Origin of the sequence: Methylomonas montana (assembly GCF_030490285.1) — a bacterium.
Lineage (GTDB): Bacteria > Pseudomonadota > Gammaproteobacteria > Methylococcales > Methylomonadaceae > Methylomonas > Methylomonas montana.
On record NZ_CP129884.1, the window covers coordinates 1098881 to 1115645 of the forward strand.

The 16765-nt window shown below is 53.7% G+C and carries 16 protein-coding genes; 3 read left to right on the plus strand and 13 right to left on the minus strand.

Going from position 1 to position 16765, the window contains the following annotated elements:
- Positions 1-102: 102 nt before the first annotated feature.
- From QZJ86_RS05315 to pta, 5 genes are all read right to left on the minus strand, one after another.
- Positions 103-1095, minus strand: a complete 993-nt coding sequence (locus tag QZJ86_RS05315) for a CobW family GTP-binding protein (RefSeq protein WP_301937054.1) — start codon at positions 1093-1095, stop codon at positions 103-105.
- Positions 1096-1188: 93 nt separating this feature from the next.
- Positions 1189-3219 carry a TonB-dependent receptor gene (locus QZJ86_RS05320; RefSeq protein ID WP_301937055.1) on the minus strand — a complete coding sequence of 677 codons (2031 nt, stop codon included), beginning with the start codon at positions 3217-3219 and terminating at the stop codon, positions 1189-1191.
- Positions 3220-3354: 135 nt separating this feature from the next.
- Positions 3355-4563 carry an acetate/propionate family kinase gene (locus QZJ86_RS05325; RefSeq protein WP_301937056.1) on the minus strand — a complete coding sequence of 403 codons (1209 nt, stop codon included), beginning with the start codon at positions 4561-4563 and terminating at the stop codon, positions 3355-3357.
- Between the two features lie 22 nt (positions 4564-4585).
- Positions 4586-5113: a DUF2380 domain-containing protein gene (locus tag QZJ86_RS05330; protein ID WP_301937058.1), complete on the minus strand. Its 528-nt coding sequence runs from the start codon at positions 5111-5113 to the stop codon at positions 4586-4588.
- A complete protein-coding gene (pta, locus tag QZJ86_RS05335) occupies positions 5110-7239 on the minus strand; it encodes a phosphate acetyltransferase (RefSeq protein ID WP_301937060.1) in 2130 nt (709 codons plus the stop codon). Before pta ends, QZJ86_RS05330 begins: the two co-directional genes overlap by 4 nt.
- A 244-nt stretch (positions 7240-7483) precedes the next feature.
- On the opposite strand from pta, the gene QZJ86_RS05340 reads away from it, so the two are divergent.
- Positions 7484-8128, plus strand: a complete 645-nt coding sequence (locus QZJ86_RS05340) for an FHA domain-containing protein (protein WP_301937061.1) — start codon at positions 7484-7486, stop codon at positions 8126-8128.
- Between the two features lie 4 nt (positions 8129-8132).
- Positions 8133-8531, plus strand: a complete 399-nt coding sequence (locus QZJ86_RS05345; RefSeq protein ID WP_301937063.1) for a PilZ domain-containing protein — start codon at positions 8133-8135, stop codon at positions 8529-8531.
- Positions 8532-8567: 36 nt separating this feature from the next.
- Here QZJ86_RS05345 and QZJ86_RS05350 read toward each other — a convergent pair whose 3' ends face one another.
- Genes QZJ86_RS05350 through QZJ86_RS05370 form a run of 5 tightly spaced genes read right to left on the minus strand, consistent with a single transcriptional unit; the run spans position 8568 to position 12729 of the window.
- Entirely contained in the window at positions 8568-9047 is a 480-nt protein-coding gene (locus QZJ86_RS05350; RefSeq protein WP_301937065.1) for a protein disulfide oxidoreductase, read from the minus strand.
- Positions 9047-9778, minus strand: coding sequence for a M48 family metallopeptidase (locus QZJ86_RS05355; protein ID WP_301937066.1), 732 nt, complete (start codon positions 9776-9778; stop codon positions 9047-9049). The genes QZJ86_RS05350 and QZJ86_RS05355 overlap by 1 nt, the downstream gene beginning before the upstream one ends.
- Positions 9775-10446 carry a transglutaminase-like cysteine peptidase gene (locus QZJ86_RS05360; protein ID WP_301937068.1) on the minus strand — a complete coding sequence of 224 codons (672 nt, stop codon included), beginning with the start codon at positions 10444-10446 and terminating at the stop codon, positions 9775-9777. Before QZJ86_RS05360 ends, QZJ86_RS05355 begins: the two co-directional genes overlap by 4 nt.
- Complete coding sequence (locus tag QZJ86_RS05365; RefSeq protein WP_301937069.1) at positions 10433-12334, minus strand: bifunctional diguanylate cyclase/phosphodiesterase; 1902 nt, start codon at positions 12332-12334, stop codon at positions 10433-10435. Before QZJ86_RS05365 ends, QZJ86_RS05360 begins: the two co-directional genes overlap by 14 nt.
- 2 nt (positions 12335-12336) lie before the next feature.
- Complete coding sequence (locus QZJ86_RS05370) at positions 12337-12729, minus strand: group II truncated hemoglobin (protein ID WP_301937071.1); 393 nt, start codon at positions 12727-12729, stop codon at positions 12337-12339.
- Positions 12730-12855: 126 nt separating this feature from the next.
- Between QZJ86_RS05370 and QZJ86_RS05375 the strand changes: the two genes are divergently transcribed.
- On the plus strand, positions 12856-13524 hold the full coding sequence (locus QZJ86_RS05375) for a Bax inhibitor-1/YccA family protein (RefSeq protein WP_301937073.1): 669 nt from the start codon (positions 12856-12858) through the stop codon (positions 13522-13524).
- 88 nt (positions 13525-13612) lie between these two features.
- On the opposite strand, the gene rimI is transcribed toward QZJ86_RS05375, so the two are convergent.
- From rimI to QZJ86_RS05390, 3 genes are read right to left on the minus strand one after another with little or no spacing between them, the layout of a single operon-like run.
- Complete coding sequence (rimI, locus tag QZJ86_RS05380) at positions 13613-14173, minus strand: ribosomal protein S18-alanine N-acetyltransferase (RefSeq protein WP_301937075.1); 561 nt, start codon at positions 14171-14173, stop codon at positions 13613-13615.
- A gap of 3 nt (positions 14174-14176) precedes the next feature.
- Positions 14177-15094, minus strand: a complete 918-nt coding sequence (locus QZJ86_RS05385; RefSeq protein WP_301937077.1) for a uracil-DNA glycosylase — start codon at positions 15092-15094, stop codon at positions 14177-14179.
- A gap of 13 nt (positions 15095-15107) precedes the next feature.
- Complete coding sequence (locus QZJ86_RS05390; protein ID WP_301937079.1) at positions 15108-16652, minus strand: 2-isopropylmalate synthase; 1545 nt, start codon at positions 16650-16652, stop codon at positions 15108-15110.
- Positions 16653-16765: the final 113 nt, after the last annotated feature.

Genomic DNA, 16765 nt, shown 5'->3' on the forward strand with positions numbered 1-16765 from the left:
GGTATCGAAGGCCGCTGGTTTCTGGGCTCCTAAATAACTATGGTCCGGTCGCAGGGTGACACGGTACACCGGCAAGCGCGGCGCCGGGACTTTACGGTCAGGCTAATCATGCAATTTGATGGCATTACTCGCGATGCTGGCACCGAAGGCTTGCCTTATTTCCTCGGCCAGTCTTTCGATGTCGCCATTGGCGATGAACACCAGCCTGCCGCGCCTGTCGTCGGCGGGGCGGGACGGCAACGCGGTAGCAGGGTAGAGCCGATTGGCGGCGGCTTGTATGACTACCGGTTCGGTCTGTTTCGACAGATAGACCACGCCTTTGATGCGCAGCAAGTCGGTCGGATGGCGCGCCAACAGATCCTGCAGGATCGCTTGCAGTTGCGGCCAAGGCAGCGCTTGCTGCAAATGTAACGAGAGGCTTTGGAAACCATGCGCCGGGAGAGGGTTAGCGTTGGGCAGTCGACGCGTAAACGGGCTGGCTTGTGCGAGCAAAGTGTCCGCGCGATAGGCGCCCGGCATGGCCAGTTGTCTTGGCGTGGCTGGCGCGATGAGCCGCAAGTATTCATCCAGCGCAGCTTGCTGTTCAGCATCGGCCAGATCGGCATGAGTCAGCAGCAGGGCATCCGCCCAAGCGACCTGAGCGCGGGCTTCCGCGAAATTATCCAGCTGTTCGATGGCCGAGGGTATTGCAAGTGTGGTGATCACGCTTTGCAAACGATAACGGCCGGCCAACCAACGCTCACGCAGCAGCGTGTCCAGAATCGGTTCGGGGCTGGCGACGCCGCTGGCCTCGATGATCATTCGTTCGAATGGTTTGTCTTTGGCCTGGTTCCAGGCCATCCACAGATTTTTTAAAGTCGGTGCCAGCGTGCCTTTGATTTGACAACACAGACAACCGCCGGCCAGCGTTGTCAATGGCATGCCGGTTTGTTGCAGTAAATCCTGGTCGATAGGAGTGCTGCCGAATTCGTTGATGACGACGGCAGTTTTGGGCTTGTCGGCGAGCAGTTGGTTTAATAAAGTGGTTTTGCCGCTGCCGAGGAAGCCAGTGAGGACGATGACTGGGATTTTATTGGGAGTCGTGGGTTTGGGCATGGACTGAGCATAGCATTTGCTATGGCTTGGTATGATCAGATTGTGCCGGGCATTAAAACCAGTATCGCGTTAGCGATGCGAATTATTAAAGCATCAATACGCAATCCTAAACCCCAGTTCCGCGCCGCGTCCGGCTTCCGGCGCAAAATTTCGCAAGTACGATGTTGAGTTGCGGATGTTTTGATCCAGCAAATTGTTGCCTTTGGCGAAGAGCATCAGCTTGGCGTCTTTATAGGCCTTGATTTGATAGTTAGCGCCGACATTGAGCAAGAAATAGCCGGCGGTGGATGATTCGAAATCGCCGGCATGCGGCTGCGATTCGGCGCGGGTGAAGCGAAGATAGGTCGATAATTTATCTTTGGCGTAATCCAGTTGCAGGCCGTAACGCAGCGGCGGCATGCGCGGTACGTCGCTGCCGGTGACGAACTCGCCGCGGGTGTAATCGCTGAATAAAGTCAAGTCTAGCAAGCCTTCATCATTTTCCATCATCGGTACGATCAGCTTGGCTTCATAGCCTTTGAAAATAGCGTCGCCTTGGCCGCTGGTGACTAGCGGCACGCAGTCAGCCACGCAAGGATTGCCGTCTTGGTCGACGAATTCGCCGTTGCGTTGTTGGAAGATATAATCGCTGGCCCAGTTATGGAATAAGTCGAATTCCGCGCGCAACCAGTCGGTTTTTAAACGGTAGCCTAAGTCCAGGTTGTAAGAGGTTTCTTCTTTTAAACCGAGATCGCCTTTATCGTAGCTACGGGTGGCGTCGTGGTAACCGTCGGAGAGTAGTTCTTGAACCTGCGGTGCCCGCGACGAACGGGTGACCGCTAGATTCAGACTATTGCGATTATCCAGTTTCCACACGGCGGAGGCGGAGGCGCTGACTGGGGTATAACTGAGATTGGCGAAACCGTTCGGGCGAATATCGGTTTGCTCGACACGGGTGCCCAGTTGATAAGTCACCGCACCGACATCGAAGGATTCGACGGCGAAAACGCCGTAGCTGCTGATGTCCGAACGCGGCACGATGCTGTCGCCGCTGAGTTTCTCGGTGGCATTGAAGTCGCTGTTCTGGGCTTGAAATCCCACCACGCCGCGCAGCGGACCGATGTCTTGATGCGCCAGCTCGATACGGCCTTCGTAGGATTTGTTGGTGTAAAAGGCGCCGGGTTCGCCGTTGGCGATTTCGGTATGTTCATAATCGGTGTAACCGAGCCTGGTCCGCAGGCTTTTGGCAAATTTAAACGGGTTGTTCAACTCGCTTTTAAAATCGTATTTGTTTTGGCGCATGGCGACGCGCACGGTTTCGTCGCCGGTGCCATCCGGCGCGATGGCGTAATTGTTGTTCAGATTATTGATTGATACGCCGGCAAAACCGGGTGCGCCGATCCAGGACAGGCCGGCCGAACCGCTGATGGCTTCGGCGCCGGTGTTGTTCAGATAGCCTTTTGGGTTGTCGACGATTTCCAAGCTCGGGTCGGTGATGGCTACCTTGGCGGTGTCTATGCCGCTGCCGCCAATGTCCAAGTTGTTGCGATGCCGGTAGAAGCCGTCCAGGTGATATGCAATATTGCCCTGGCCGCCCTCGACTTTCATCGTGGTGCTGGTTTCGTCGGAGCTGGAATCGAAGCGTTGTTCGAGCGCGGCGCCTACCAGCTTGTCGAACTGGCGGCCGGGGATACGGTTGTCGATGACATTGACCACGCCGCCCATCGCGCCGCTGCCGTAGAGCAGTGTGGCCGGGCCACGCAACACTTCGATGCGCTCGGCGAGCAACGGTTCGACGCTGGTGGCGTGGTCGGGACTGATCGCCGAGACATCATTGCCGCCGATGCCGTTGCTTAGCACGCGGACCCTGGGGCCGGCCTGGCCGCGGATCACCGGGGTACCGACGCCGGGTCCGAAGGATTGGCTGCTGATGCCTAGTTCGTTTTTCAAGGTGTCGCCGATGCTGTGGCCGGTTTTCATGCGCAGCTCATCGTCGCTCAACACCGTCACGGGCACCGGGCTATCCGATTTTCTATCTTGCAATGGCGCGGTGACGATGATTTCTTCAAGGGCCTGAATAGGCGGTTCTTCGGCGAGAAGAATCGGGGACGGCAGCATTAAAAGCAGTGCAGTGGTTTTTTTCATCTATTTCGAAAGGGCTGAGTCGATATTTTCAGATGTTATATTATAACAATTGCGAATGCAATATTGTCGCATCCTCTTTTACTGCCGCAAAATGCGGCATCGACTCATCACGATTTATGTAGAGTGGTGTTTTGTTCAGCGGCTGCTGTGATTCCGGTTTCTCAGACATTCCATGGCCTGTATGGCTATTTCCAGTTCCTCGTCGGTAGCGATGACCAGGATCGCTAACCGGGAGTCGTCTCTACCGATATTACCGCAGGGGTGGGTGGGATTTAAGTTTTTCTGCTCGTCGATGGCTATGCCGAAGAGTGCCATGTCGGCGCAGCATTGCTGGCGTAGCCAGGCATCGTTTTCGCCGATGCCGCCGGTGAATACCAGTGCATCGACGCGGCCCAGCACCGCAAAATACGCGCCGATATATTTCTTGATCCGATACGCATACATCGCCAATGCCAGCCGAGCATGATCGTCGCCGGCCTCAGCCATGCGGTGAATGGTGCGCATATCGTTCTCGCCGCAAATGCCTTTGCAACCGCTATCTTTATTCAACAAGGCTTCGATGGCCTCGTTGGACAGATTCAGCGCGCGGCTTAGATAAAAATGAATCGCCGGGTCGATGTCGCCGCAGCGGCTACCCATCATCAGGCCTTCCAAGGGTGTCATACCCATCGAAGTATCGATACTCTCGCCGTTTTTGATGGCCGCGACACTGGCGCCATTGCCCAGATGCAGCGTGATCAGATTGGTTTCCGACAAGGGTTTGCCGAGACATTGCGCGGCTTGCTCGGCGACATAACGGTGCGAGGTGCCGTGGAAGCCGTAACGTCTTACCCCATGTTCGGTATATAGATGGGCGGGCAGAGGATAGCGATAGGCATAATCCGGTAAGGTTTGATGAAACGCGGTATCGAATACCGCCACTTGCGGAATATTTTCCATTTGCCGGATCGCTTCCTGGATACCCAACAGATGAGCCGGGTTATGCAGCGGCGCTAGTGGAATCACCTCGGTAATATGCTGGATAACCTGTGCATCGATCAAGGCCGGTTCGCGAAAATATTCGCCGCCATGCACCACCCGATGACCGATACAAGCCAATTCGGACGGGTCGTTCAGCATCGCGCAAGCCGACAAGGTCTCGAACAGCGCCTGCAAGGCTTGTTGGTGATTATGGCCGGCGATTTTGACATCGATGGGGTCGGCACGGCCTAGCCGGTAATGATGGTGGGGCGATTCTTCGCCGATACGTTCGATGAGACCGGCAACCAATACCGCGCGGTCGGACATATCGAACAAGCGGTATTTAACCGAAGAGCTGCCGGCGTTGAGCACCAGAATTTTCATGCGTTCTCTCGATAGGGGGCGGTTAGGGCGCAAGTTTCGACGGCGGCGGAGGGCTGTAGCGCCGATCCAGATCGTGGTCTATTTTGCCGGCCAGACTTTCCACGGCTTTGATAGTTAATTTAGCGTTGGGGCCTTTGGATTCGGAAATATAGTCGCCTATCAGTTTAGCGTCGGCGACCCTGACCAGATGGCCCATCAGATAGGCAAACAGAAAGCTGGGTTTATGCAAGCGGCCGACCAGTACGTAATCGGCATCGACTTGCTTGCCCAACTGAGCGGCGGCATCGGCATGATCGAATAAATAGCCGACGCCGCTATTGGCGGCTTGTTGCGTTTGACTAGCAACCTCGACGATCGTATAGCCGGCGGATTTTAATTCTTTTTCCAATAAGGGTTTGATCGACGCGGTGCGCATCAATTCCTCTGGGACACCCGGCGCGAGCGTCAGGTCTTTTAATTCAAAATCCAAGACCGCGATGCGGGTTTGTGCCACGCCGCCAAAGCTGAGCAAACTCAGCATTAAATAGAGTATCCGGGGTTTGGTTATCATGTTTTAGCGGATTCTTGAGCTTGAATAGCGGTGATCACCACGGTGCTGACGATGTCGGTGACGGTGCAGCCGCGGCTTAAATCGTTGACCGGTTTGTTGAGGCCTTGCAGAATCGGCCCGACCGCGATGGCGCCGGACGAGCGTTGCACGGCTTTGTAGGTGTTGTTGCCGGTATTGAGGTCCGGAAAAATGAACACCGTGGCTTGGCCGGCCACTTGGCTGTCGGGCATTTTGGTCTTGGCAACGCTGGCATCCACGGCAGCATCGTATTGCATTGGCCCTTCCAGAATCAGATCCGGACGTAGTGCTTTAGCGATTTTGACGGCTTCCCGGACTTTATCCACCGCCTCGCCCTTGCCGGATTCGCCAGTGGAATAGGACAACATGGCGACGCGTGGCGGAATATTGAACATGCGCGCGGTTTCCGCAGCGTTAATGGCGATGTCGGCCAATTGCTGGGCGTTGGGATTGGGGATGACCGCGCAGTCGCCGTAAACCAGCACCCGATCTTCCAGGCACATGAAAAATACGCTGGAAACAATCGAGGCGCCGGGTTTGGTTTTGATGATTTCGAAAGCCGGCCGGATGGTATGTTGAGTGGAATGCACGGCGCCCGATACCATGCCGTCGGCGTAACCGAGATGGATCATTAAGGTGCCGAAATAGGCGGGATCGGCCATCAAATCGAAGGCGGTGTCGTAGAGAATGCATTTGTGTTTGCGGGCCTGGTAGTAGGTTTCCGCGAACAGCGGGCGCAGCTCTGAACTGATCGGGTCGATGATGTTGACATTATCCAGCTTCAAGGCCATGGCCTGAATTTTTTGGCGTATTTCGGCTTCGTTGCCCAACAGGGTCAGTTTGACGACGTCGCGCAGCAGCAAAATTTCCGCCGCGCGCAGGATGCGTTCCTCGTTGCCTTCCGGCAAGACGATATGTTGTTTCTTGGCTTTGGCGCGTTGCAGCAGATCGTACTCGAACATCAGCGGCGTGGTTTTATGGGAAACCTTGCTGCACAGTCGCAGGCGCAGTTCCACCATATTGATATTGTTCTCTATCAAGCCTAGCGCGGCGGCAACCTTACGGTCGTCTTGAGCGTGCAGGCGGGCAACCACCTGGCTGACCCGTAACGCCGTGGTGAAGGTATCCGATTCGACACCGAGTACCGCGAACGGCGTATCACCCAAACCGTCTATCAGTTTTTGTACTTGCGGCGCCGGTTGCTGATGGCCGGTCAACAGCAGGCCGGCAATTTGCGGATAGTTGGCGGAGTTGTAGGCCATCAGGCTGGCCATGATGATGTCGGATCGGTCGCCCGGTGTGATGATCAGGTCGCCGGTTTCTACGTAATCCAGGAAGTCCGGCACCAACATGGCCGCGACCTTATAGTGATAAACATCGCGGCTCATCGCGGCGCTCTCGCCGGAAAAAACTTTGGCGCCGATAGCGTTGGCGATATTGCCGACGGTGGGTTTATTCAGCGACGATTCGGCTGGGACCACGTAGACTGGAAACGTGCCGGAATGGTCCAAGCTGTGGCGCACGCTATCGATTTGGTTGGGTGCGACGCCGATGATGACGGTGGCGAGCAGTTCGCAGTCGTGCTCGTGCAGTTCGTGTTTCAGGCTGGCCAAGCCGTTTAGAATTTGTTCGTTGCTGCGGTTTTCGCCTTGCATCACCGGCATCATCAAACAACCTAGGTTGTTGGCGACATCGGCGTTGAAATCGAATTCGAAAATGGCATTGCCGTGCCGGTAGTCGCTGCCGACGCATAGCACGTGATCACATTGGCTCTTTAAGGTTCGGTATTTGGCGAGGATGGTTTTTAGTAGTTCGTCATACTGTTCGGTGGCCAGTAGTTGACGGGCCTCGTCGCTAGTGCAGCCATACAGGGCGTCGAGGGGCATCGCCAGTTGGTAGCGTTGGCTGATGAATTGAATCAGGTCGTCTTTGTCGGGACTGCCTTGAATGATCGGCCGGAAAAAGCCGATCTTGTCGGCATAACCGGACAGCATTTCTATCATCGCCAGCATGATCAAGGATTTACCATTGCCTTCATCGACACCAGCAATATAGATATCCTGGGCAATCAACGGTTCGCTCTGGGTATTCGGCGGAGATAGATTCATGATCGATGACTTGATAAGTTGATGGGTAAAGTCTAGTCTAGGAGCGTGTTACATCACTATTAGTTGCGCGTTTACAGAGAGGAAAAACCTGATTGTCGGTTCTCATCGCGAAATCGTAAGTCGCTGCCGGATTTGTCGATGTAGAGAGTAGGGTAACACCGAAAAAAATAATTGATTACTCTGCAAGCTTGGTTATACGGGCTATACTACTATCTGGACGCAGGGATTACTTGAAACAACAGCGATGGCGAAATTTACCGTTTATTTTAAAGACAAAGCAATCCATTCAGGTATTTTTGATTCCGGCGTAGTGCATATTGGCCGCGATGAGACTAGTGACCTGGTGGTTGACAGTCTTGCAGTTGCCCCGGCGCATGCCGTGGTGGTGATCAAGGACGGCACTTCCGTGATCAAGCAGATGAATGAAAAATTTCCGCTGCTGATCAACGATCACACTACCAAGGAATGGAATCTGAAAAACAACGATGTCATCAATATCGGTAAACACTACATCGTGTACAACACTACCGATGAATTCTCGGAAAAAATCTTCGAGGTCTCGCCAGCCGATTTCACTGATCCTGATGTTCGCGCGCTCAACGAGAAGCTGGATGACGCCAACAAGACGCCGGACGCTAATTTGCAAGTGCTAAACGGCGTGCATATCGGTCGTATCCTGCGCTTGAAGAAAGCCATGACTCGTTTGGGACATGAGGGTGCGGGGGTGATCGTGATTGCGCGCCGGAAGGACGGTTATTTCTTGTCGGCATTGCAAGGGCACGATGGCCTGATAGTCAATAGACAGCCCTTGGGCGACCGAACCGTACAACTGCAAAATAACGATGTGATCGTCGTCGATAGCACCGAGATGCAGTTTTTCCTGGATTAAGTGGATGGCATTTGAGAAAGGCGAAGACAAACGGCGCTTCCACCGAATTTTTTATCATGCCGATGCCTTATTGACCGGTTCTGGTCAAAGCTATGCCTGCAAAATAATCGATCTGTCCTTGCAAGGTTGTTTGTTGGAGGTTGCGCTCGCCGATTCGCGATTGCCGGACGATTCGTACATTCTAAAATTCGATTTATCCGACGAAATTAGCATCAGCATGGCAGTGGTCGCTACCCACGTCGACGGTAATCGGGTGGGATTTAGATGCGAACATATCGATATCGACAGTATTTCCCGATTGCGGCGTTTAGTGGAATTAAATCTCGGTGACAGCGAGTTATTGGAACGGGAGTTGGCGGCTTTGGGTGATTTGGCCGAGCACTCCGGGTCTTCTCAAGCATAATTCACCGCTAAATATTAGTTCAGTCTTCCGACGATCTCATACTAAACCAGCCAGCCACAAACGTGCGCGCAGCCCCCATTCCGAGGTAAAACCTACCGTCGTAAAGACGATATCGCCGGCGGCGTTGATGAAAAATAGCGCCGGTACGCCTTTGATGCCGTAACGTTGACCAATGCTACCGTCCTGGTCGTTGATTACCGGCCACTGTAATTGCTTGTCGCGCAGATAACTCTCCAGTTTGGCGTCGTCACCGGATCGCACCGCGACCGTCACGCCAGGATAGTCGCGTAACACTTCGCTGACCGTGCCTTGCATGCTCCGGCATATGCCGCACCATTCCGCCCAAAAATATAACACTGCCGGTCCTTTGCTTATGCGTTGCATCGCGTTTTCGTTGGCTAGCGTGGTTTGGACTATGGCCGGTGGCGTACCATTGACTAAATCCTGATTCACCAGAAATTGGCCGGCGAAGATAAATAGCGCTGCAAAAATATAAAAAGCCAGTTTTTTTAGCATTACAAGCCTTGCATCAGGCTGGCGCCGTGCTGTTTCAGCCACAACCGGCTCTGGCGGTAGTCTGGCAGATGCTCGGCGACCAGTTGCCAGAACGCTTGGGAATGGTTTTTGTGTTTGATGTGGCAAAGCTCGTGGATTACCACATATTCCAGCATCGTCGGTGGCGCCAACATCAGCAGCCAATTCAGATTGATGTCGTTGTTTGGACCGCAACTGCCCCAGCGACTTTTTTGAGTCTTGATTCTGATGCTCCGTGGAAACAACGCAAAACGCGGCGCATGCCGGTCAATCAATTGTTGGGCGTGATGTTTGGCTTGGGCTTTCATCCAGCGTATCAAGGCCGCTTGGATCAGCACGGAACTTTGTTCCTCGGCAATGTCGGCTGGCAGTCTTACGCAAAATAGCGCACCGTCTTGTAATTCGATGCGCACGGTTTTGGTTTTGCTAACGTTAATTTGCAACGGTAATTGTCGACCGAGATAGGGAATGCGGGCGCCATTGATGTATTCGCTTGGGGCCAGACGCGGCGTGGCCTGAACCTTATCCGCCATCCGTTTCAGCGCGGCCTTGATCCAGTCCTGTTGGGTTTGCACGAAAGCTTGAATTCGGTGTTCGGACACTTTGAGCGGCGCCACCACTTCGATTTTATCTACGGTGACGACGATACGGGTGTTTTTGGCGCGGCTGCTGCGGCGCAGGCTATAAAGCAAGGGAGAGGTTTGCGTATTCAAAAAGGCGATTCCAGCATTCTTAATTTAAGTTCGGACCACATGCTCAAACGGTCCGAGCCGCCAATATGTTGCCCGGAACCTTTGCTTTTGGCTAGCCATAATCCGGTACCGTTGAAACTGTAGACTGGCTGCAAGTCTGGGCGCTCCGTTGCCGGCAAAATGGCGGGTTTTAGATTATCCAGCACCAAGGGCACTGAGCGCGTCGATTCGAAATAAGTCAATACCATATGCGCTTGGTTGAGTTCCAGCGCCTTGACGTAAGTGATCCGCAATTTGTTCTCATCAACGCCCATTTCCACCAGCGAGAAATATTTGGCGATCGAATAATCCTCGCAATCGCCGCCGCCTCGGGCCAGGAGTTCGGTCGGCGCGGCCCAGTAATCGGTTTTTTGCCACAGGATGATGTCGTCGATAAAGTCGATATTGCGGTTGAAGAAATCGTTAACCCGCTCTAGCTTCTCTGGATCGGACCAGCTTTTGCCATTGTCGATCAGGCTTTGCCATTCGACGAAGCGTTGCTTGGCGGCGATCCCGTATTTTTGCTCTACTTTATCCAGCAAGGCTTGGTCGACGAATAAGCCCGCCGCCAGCACCATACTACAACTCAGGCTAACAGCGGCGGCAATAATTTTCGCGGCGTTTAAAGTTCGACTGTTAACGGCTGGCACCGACGATTCCTATCGTCTTTAAGGCTTGATAATCCCTATCGGATTTTACGTTTTCGGCCAGAATCGCTATATCCAGCAAGGTGGAGATTTCTTGTATGGTTTGCACGAAAGCATGTTTTTGCGCGGAACTGTCGATACCGTTGCCGATGTCGCGCGCCAACCGGATAAAATCCGGTTTCAACTTTTTGACCAGATCCGCAGACATCGATTGGGTTTCAAAGCGTTTTATCATCACGCGCGCACCCCATTGATGCACGGTCTCGATAAAGGTCTGATAGGCATCAATGTCCTTGATGACCGCGTAGGCCGATAAGCCAAACACTAGCTGTTTGGCCGCAGGATTTTGTTTGATCAGTTTTTCCAGCCAGATCCGGAAATCGCTATTTTTGATAGTACTGGCCGAGACATTCACGGCAATGGCATGTTCGATGTGGTTACGCTGAATGTGATCCAGCGCAGTGCGGATCACGCCTTTATCGAGATCGACAATTTTGGCGAATTTTTCGGCTATCGAGATAAACGGGCCGATGGCGACCATGCTACCTTGTTTGTCATGGACTTGAATAAACGCTTCTTCCATTAACAGGTCGCCACCGATAAAGGCAGCGATCTGGTCGATATACCAAACCGAATATTCGCCATGGTCGACGCAATCGAATACCAGTTCCTTCCAGGTGGCAATGTCTCGGGCAAAGTTGTCGCCGGTGCGAATAAAATAGCTATTGGCGCCAATCAGCAACGACTGTTCGTAGGCTTCGTGGGCTGCTTCGAGCAGGCTTTCCGTGCTCATCACTGGATTGAAGGGCTGCACGCCAATGTGAGCCAAATCGGATTTTTGGTAGCGTTCGCCCAGTTCGGCGAATTCGGTGCTGAGCATCTTGATCAGTCCTTCAAGCCGCTCCTGGTCGCCTATTTTCAACAGCAGCGCGAATTCGGCGCCATAAAATCGGTAGGCTTTACCGGATTTTCCGCTGGCGAGGGCGGCGGTTTTTTCCAGGATGGCGGCGAACGCTTGCAAAAACTGATCGATGGCATCGCTGTCGCGCTCTTTGACCAGATCGACCAGGCTGTCGATTTTGATCAGTACAATGAAAGCTTCGCAGTCTTCCATGACAATATGTTTCAAGTCGGTTTCGAATACCGATTTTTTATAGAGTCCGGTCAGGTCGTCGCGCAACAGGCTGGCGCCCATCACGTCCAGCTTGCCGTGCAGCGAGGCTATCGTGGTTTTGATTTTCTGCGACATAGTGTTCATCGATGCCGCGACGTTGCGCACTTCGCGGGTCCAGGGCAGATCCTCAATGCTTTCGTAGCGGCCTTCGCTGATGTGCTGTGCTAATAGATCGATTTTGCTTAACGAGGCCAGCGTGACGCGCAACAGCAGGGCGAGTAGCGCGATAGAAGCCAAAAAAGCCGCCAAGGAATAATAAAATCCGGCTTTGGCTTGTTCATACAATTTCAGATAGGCATAACCAGGGTTGACGGTCACATAGATGAGCCCACTCATGCTCCAGCCGGAGCTGATTTCGCTTTCCGCGATGGCCGATGTCATTGGTAGCAGTTTGATAAACCAGTCCGGTACGCCTTCCACCCGCCTGTCGCTTTTCAAGGCCACCAGTTCCTGGTTCTCGGTATCCACCAGCCGGATCTCCTGGTAATAACCCATGTCGAAAATCGCGCTCATCATGGTCTTGATCAAGGGATCGCTGGTGTCGGTCATATAAGGGCTGAGCGATAAGCCTAACGAGGTGGCGGTGTCCTGGGCATGGTTTTTCGATTCGCCTTCCAGATAGCCTTTGATATTGCTGACGCTCAATGCAAAATTGACGCTGAATATCATCAAAAACAGCGCAGAAATCAGGATTAGCAATTGTTTGGATAAGGACATGACTAATTTCCGGCGGTTTCTTGATTGATCATGTGGGTGGCGAGATGTTGCAAGGCGGTGCGGATGTTTTCGCGCAGACGCGGGTCCATCTCGACCTCGTCCAGCGCTTTATTCATGCACCGCATCCATTGGTCACGCTCCGAGGCGCCGATCGCAAACGGAAAATGCCGGGCGCGCAGCATCGGATGGCCGAATTCCTCGATAAACAGATTGGGACCACCCAGCCAGCCCGAGAGGAACTTGAATAGTTTGTCCTTGGCGGATGCCAGGCTGGGGGCGTGCATCGCACGGATGCCTTGCGCTTCCGGCAAAATATCCATATAAAAATAGAATCGGTCGACCAAGCTGCGAATAGCCGCTTCACCGCCGATCAACTCGTAAGGCGTACTGCTCATTACCTATTTAACCTCTTGTGTGCAATTTCTTTAGGTATACTAGCAGACGGTGCCGACAATGTCGGGAAACTCCCGCGCCATTGCGCGGTCACAGCCATACTTGTAACTAGATGAGGATATCTAATCATGCGTTTAAATACTGCAACCGCTCGTTCGGAAGCCGGCATACTGGCGACCAATAAGGTTTTAAAGAATACCTATTTATTGTTATCGATGACATTGCTGTTCAGCGCGGCGATGGCGGCCGTGGCGATGACCTTGAATTTACCGCATCCGGGCTTGATCGTGACCATGGTTGGTTATTTCGGCTTGTTGTTTTTAACCACGCGTTTCAGTCATAGCGCACTGGGCTTGGTGTTTGTATTTGCGTTGACCGGTTTCATGGGCATGACCCTTGGACCTATCTTGAATATGTATATCAATGCTTTCAGCAATGGGCATGAGTTGATCCTGACTGCACTGGGCGGCACCGGTGTGATCTTTCTGGGTTTGTCCGGCTACGCACTGACGACCCGCAAGGATTTTAGCTTCATGGCCGGCTTCCTGATGATTGGCGTGTTGGTGGCGTTCTTTGCCGGCTTGGCGGCGTTGTTGTTCTCGGTGCCGGCATTGTCGCTGGCGGTTTCCGCGATGTTTGTATTGCTGATGTCCGCTATGATTTTGTTCCAAACCAGCGAAATCATCCATGGCGGCGAAACCAACTACATCCTGGCGACGGTGTCGCTGTATGTTTCGATCTACAATCTGTTCACCAGCCTGCTGCAATTATTGGGCGTATTCGGCGGCGACGATTAATGCTTGATCGGGGCGATTCCTTCGCCGGCCAGCACTAACAAAAGCCCGGTTTAACCGGGCTTTTTTATGGTTTGAAATCGGGGCAGGGCTAGGACTTTAGCATCGGTACCAAATCCAGCTCGAACATAATCGCGTCTTCCTTGCCGTTCTTGGCGGGATAGTAGTTTTTGCGTATACCTATCTCTCGGAAGCCGGTCTTGCTGTACAGATCGATAGCACCAGGATTGCTGGGACGAACCTCCAAAAAGATTTTTTCGGCGCGGGGGCGGGCGTATTCAATCAGGTGTTCCAGCATTTTTCGTCCGGCGCCTTGGCGCTGAAAGCGGGGGTTGACGCTGATGTTCATGATATGCGCTTCGCCGGCCGCCACCGAGATGATGCAGTAGCCGACAATGGTGTCGTCCGGCGCCTCGCAGACCCAGTTGGTATAGGTCATGGTGCGGAAGCAGTCTTTAAAGATGCCTTCCGACCAGGGAAATTCGTAGTTCAGGGTTTCGATTTCCAGGACGCTAGCCAAATCGGCGTGGTCCATTTTGCGCACCCGCAGTAGATCCTTGCTGTCTACCGAATCGGGGAATATCTTGGCGTAAAACTCACGGTCCGCGTCGTAAATCACGGCATCTTTCAGTTTGCGTAACAATTTCCACATGGTTTATTTTTCTAGGTTTTTATAGACCGACAATGCAAACTGCAAGTCGCTCCAGGCCTTGGCCTTTTCTAGCAACGAGCGTAATAGGTAAGCCGGGTGGTGAATGACAATTAACGGTATGCCGTCTAGTTGGTGGCGGACGCCGCGTAATTTTGCCAGAGGTTGCTGGGTTTTGAGCAAGTTTTGCGCGGCAATGCGGCCCACCGCCAAAATAATTTTCGGCTGTAGCAATTCGATTTGTCGTTGCAGAAAGCGGTTGCACGCGGCGACTTCTTCGCTTTCCGGATCGCGGTTGTTCGGCGGCCGGCATTTCAGCATATTGGCGATGTAGACTTCCTCGCGTTTCAAACCTATCGCCCGCAGCATTTCGGTCAGCAATTGCCCTGCCTTGCCGACGAAGGGTTCGCCCTGCAAGTCTTCGTTTTGGCCGGGCGCTTCGCCGATCAGCATCCAGGTCGCTTGTTTATTGCCGACACCGAATACGGTTTGGGTGCGGGTTTCGCACAGCGAGCACGCGCGGCATAGAGAAACTTGGTGTTGCAGGTCTTTCCAGGTTTGTTCGTTGGCGTGGGAAGCATGCGTAGCTTGGGCTTCGGGACACGAAGCCCGACGTTCATCGGTTTCCGAGGCTTCGTCATGATGGGATCGATTTGATCGATGGGCTTCACTTTGTTCGGCAATTGCTGAGGTACAGGACGTACCGTATTCAGCAAATGCAGGAGCAATTTGTCGTCCCGGCATTACCCCTTGTGCCCTTGAGGGTATACCTCCTGCATCCCTGCAGTCGTCAGCCCAGCCTATATTTTTAAATTCGCCAGCGTCAGTCACTTGCGGCGTTTGAACGGTGATGGGCGGATGTCTGGAAACCCAGACCGCTATGCCCATCGCCTCCAAATACTGTAAGCGGGTTGCCTTATCCATCGCCGCTCAAGAATCAGACATCGCCTTTTTGCGGATGCTGGCGTTGGTCGGGTATTTGCAGTTTGTTGACAGCATTGATGTAAGCCTTGGCCGAAGCAATGACGATGTCGGTGTCGGCGCCGGAACCGTTGACGATACGGCCGGCGTTTTCCAGTCTGACCGTCACTTCGCCTTGGGCGTCGGTGCCGGTGGTGATGTTGTTCACCGAATACAGCGCCAAGGTCGCCCCGGTTTTCACCAGGCTTTCTATCGCCATCAAACTGGCATCTACCGCGCCGCCGCCCTGCGCGCTGCCGGTCATTTCCTTGCCGTCGACGCGGATAGTGACGGTGGCATTGGGGATTTCGCCGGTTTCCGAGCAGACTTTCAAGGCTACTAATTTGATGTGCTCGTCTTCCGCTTCGAAACCCTGCTCGGAAATCAAGGCCTGCAAGTCTTCGTCGAAAATATCGTGCTTTTTATCGGCCAACTGTTTGAAACGAAAAAACGCGTCGTTTAAATCGGCTTCGCCGGCAAAGTCCACGCCCAGTTCCGCCATGCGGGTCTTGAAGGCGTTACGGCCGGAATGTTTGCCCAATACCATCCGGTTGGTGGTCCAGCCCACGTCCTCGGCGCGCATGATTTCGTAAGTCTCGCGGTTTTTCAGTACGCCGTCCTGATGGATGCCTGATTCGTGCGCAAAGGCATTGGCGCCGACGATGGCCTTGTTGGGCTGCACCGGAAAGCCGGTGATGGACGATACCAGCTTGGAGCAAGTGACGATCTCGCGAGTATCCAGGCCGGTCACGCATGGGAAGAAATCCTGGCGAGTGCGTACCGCCATCACCACTTCTTCCAAGGACGCATTGCCGGCGCGTTCGCCCAAGCCGTTGATGGTGCATTCCACCTGACGGGCGCCGTTCATCACCGCCGACAAGGAATTGGCGACCGCCAAACCCAAATCGTTGTGACAATGTACTGAAAAGATCGCCTTGTCGGAATTGGGAATGCGCTGAATCAAATTGGCGATGGTGGCGCCAAACTGCTGCGGCATGCTGTAACCGACGGTGTCGGGAATGTTCAGGGTCGTCGCCCCGGCATCGATCACCGCTTCCAGGATCCGGCACAAGAAATCTTCTTCCGAGCGGCCGGCATCTTCCGGCGAGAATTCCACGTTGTCGGTGTATTGGCGGGCGCGCTTCACCGCCCGTACCGCGTACTCGATGACCTGCTCCGGTTGCATATTCAGCTTCATTTGCATATGAATCGGCGAGGTGGCGATGAAAGTGTGAATGCGTGAGCTTTTCGCGCCTTTCAAGGCTTCGCCGGCCCGGTCGATGTCTTTATCCAAGGCTCTTGCCAAGCCGCATACGGTGCTGTCTTTCACCGCGTCGGCCACCGCTTGTACCGCTTCGAAGTCGCCTTGGCTGGCGGCCGGGAAGCCGGCCTCGATCACGTCGACCTTCATGCGTTCCAGCGCCCTGGCAATCCGGACTTTTTCGTCGCGCGTCATCGACGCACCGGGACTTTGCTCGCCATCGCGCAAAGTGGTATCAAATATAATCAATTTGTCTTTCATGAGAACTCCGTTCATGAAACGTTCGGCGCTTTCGGCCGAGAAAACAGAAAAGGGTTGTATGGTATTAGATAAGGATAGAGTGCGCCCCTCAGGGCAGCAGTCTTAGAGGTAGG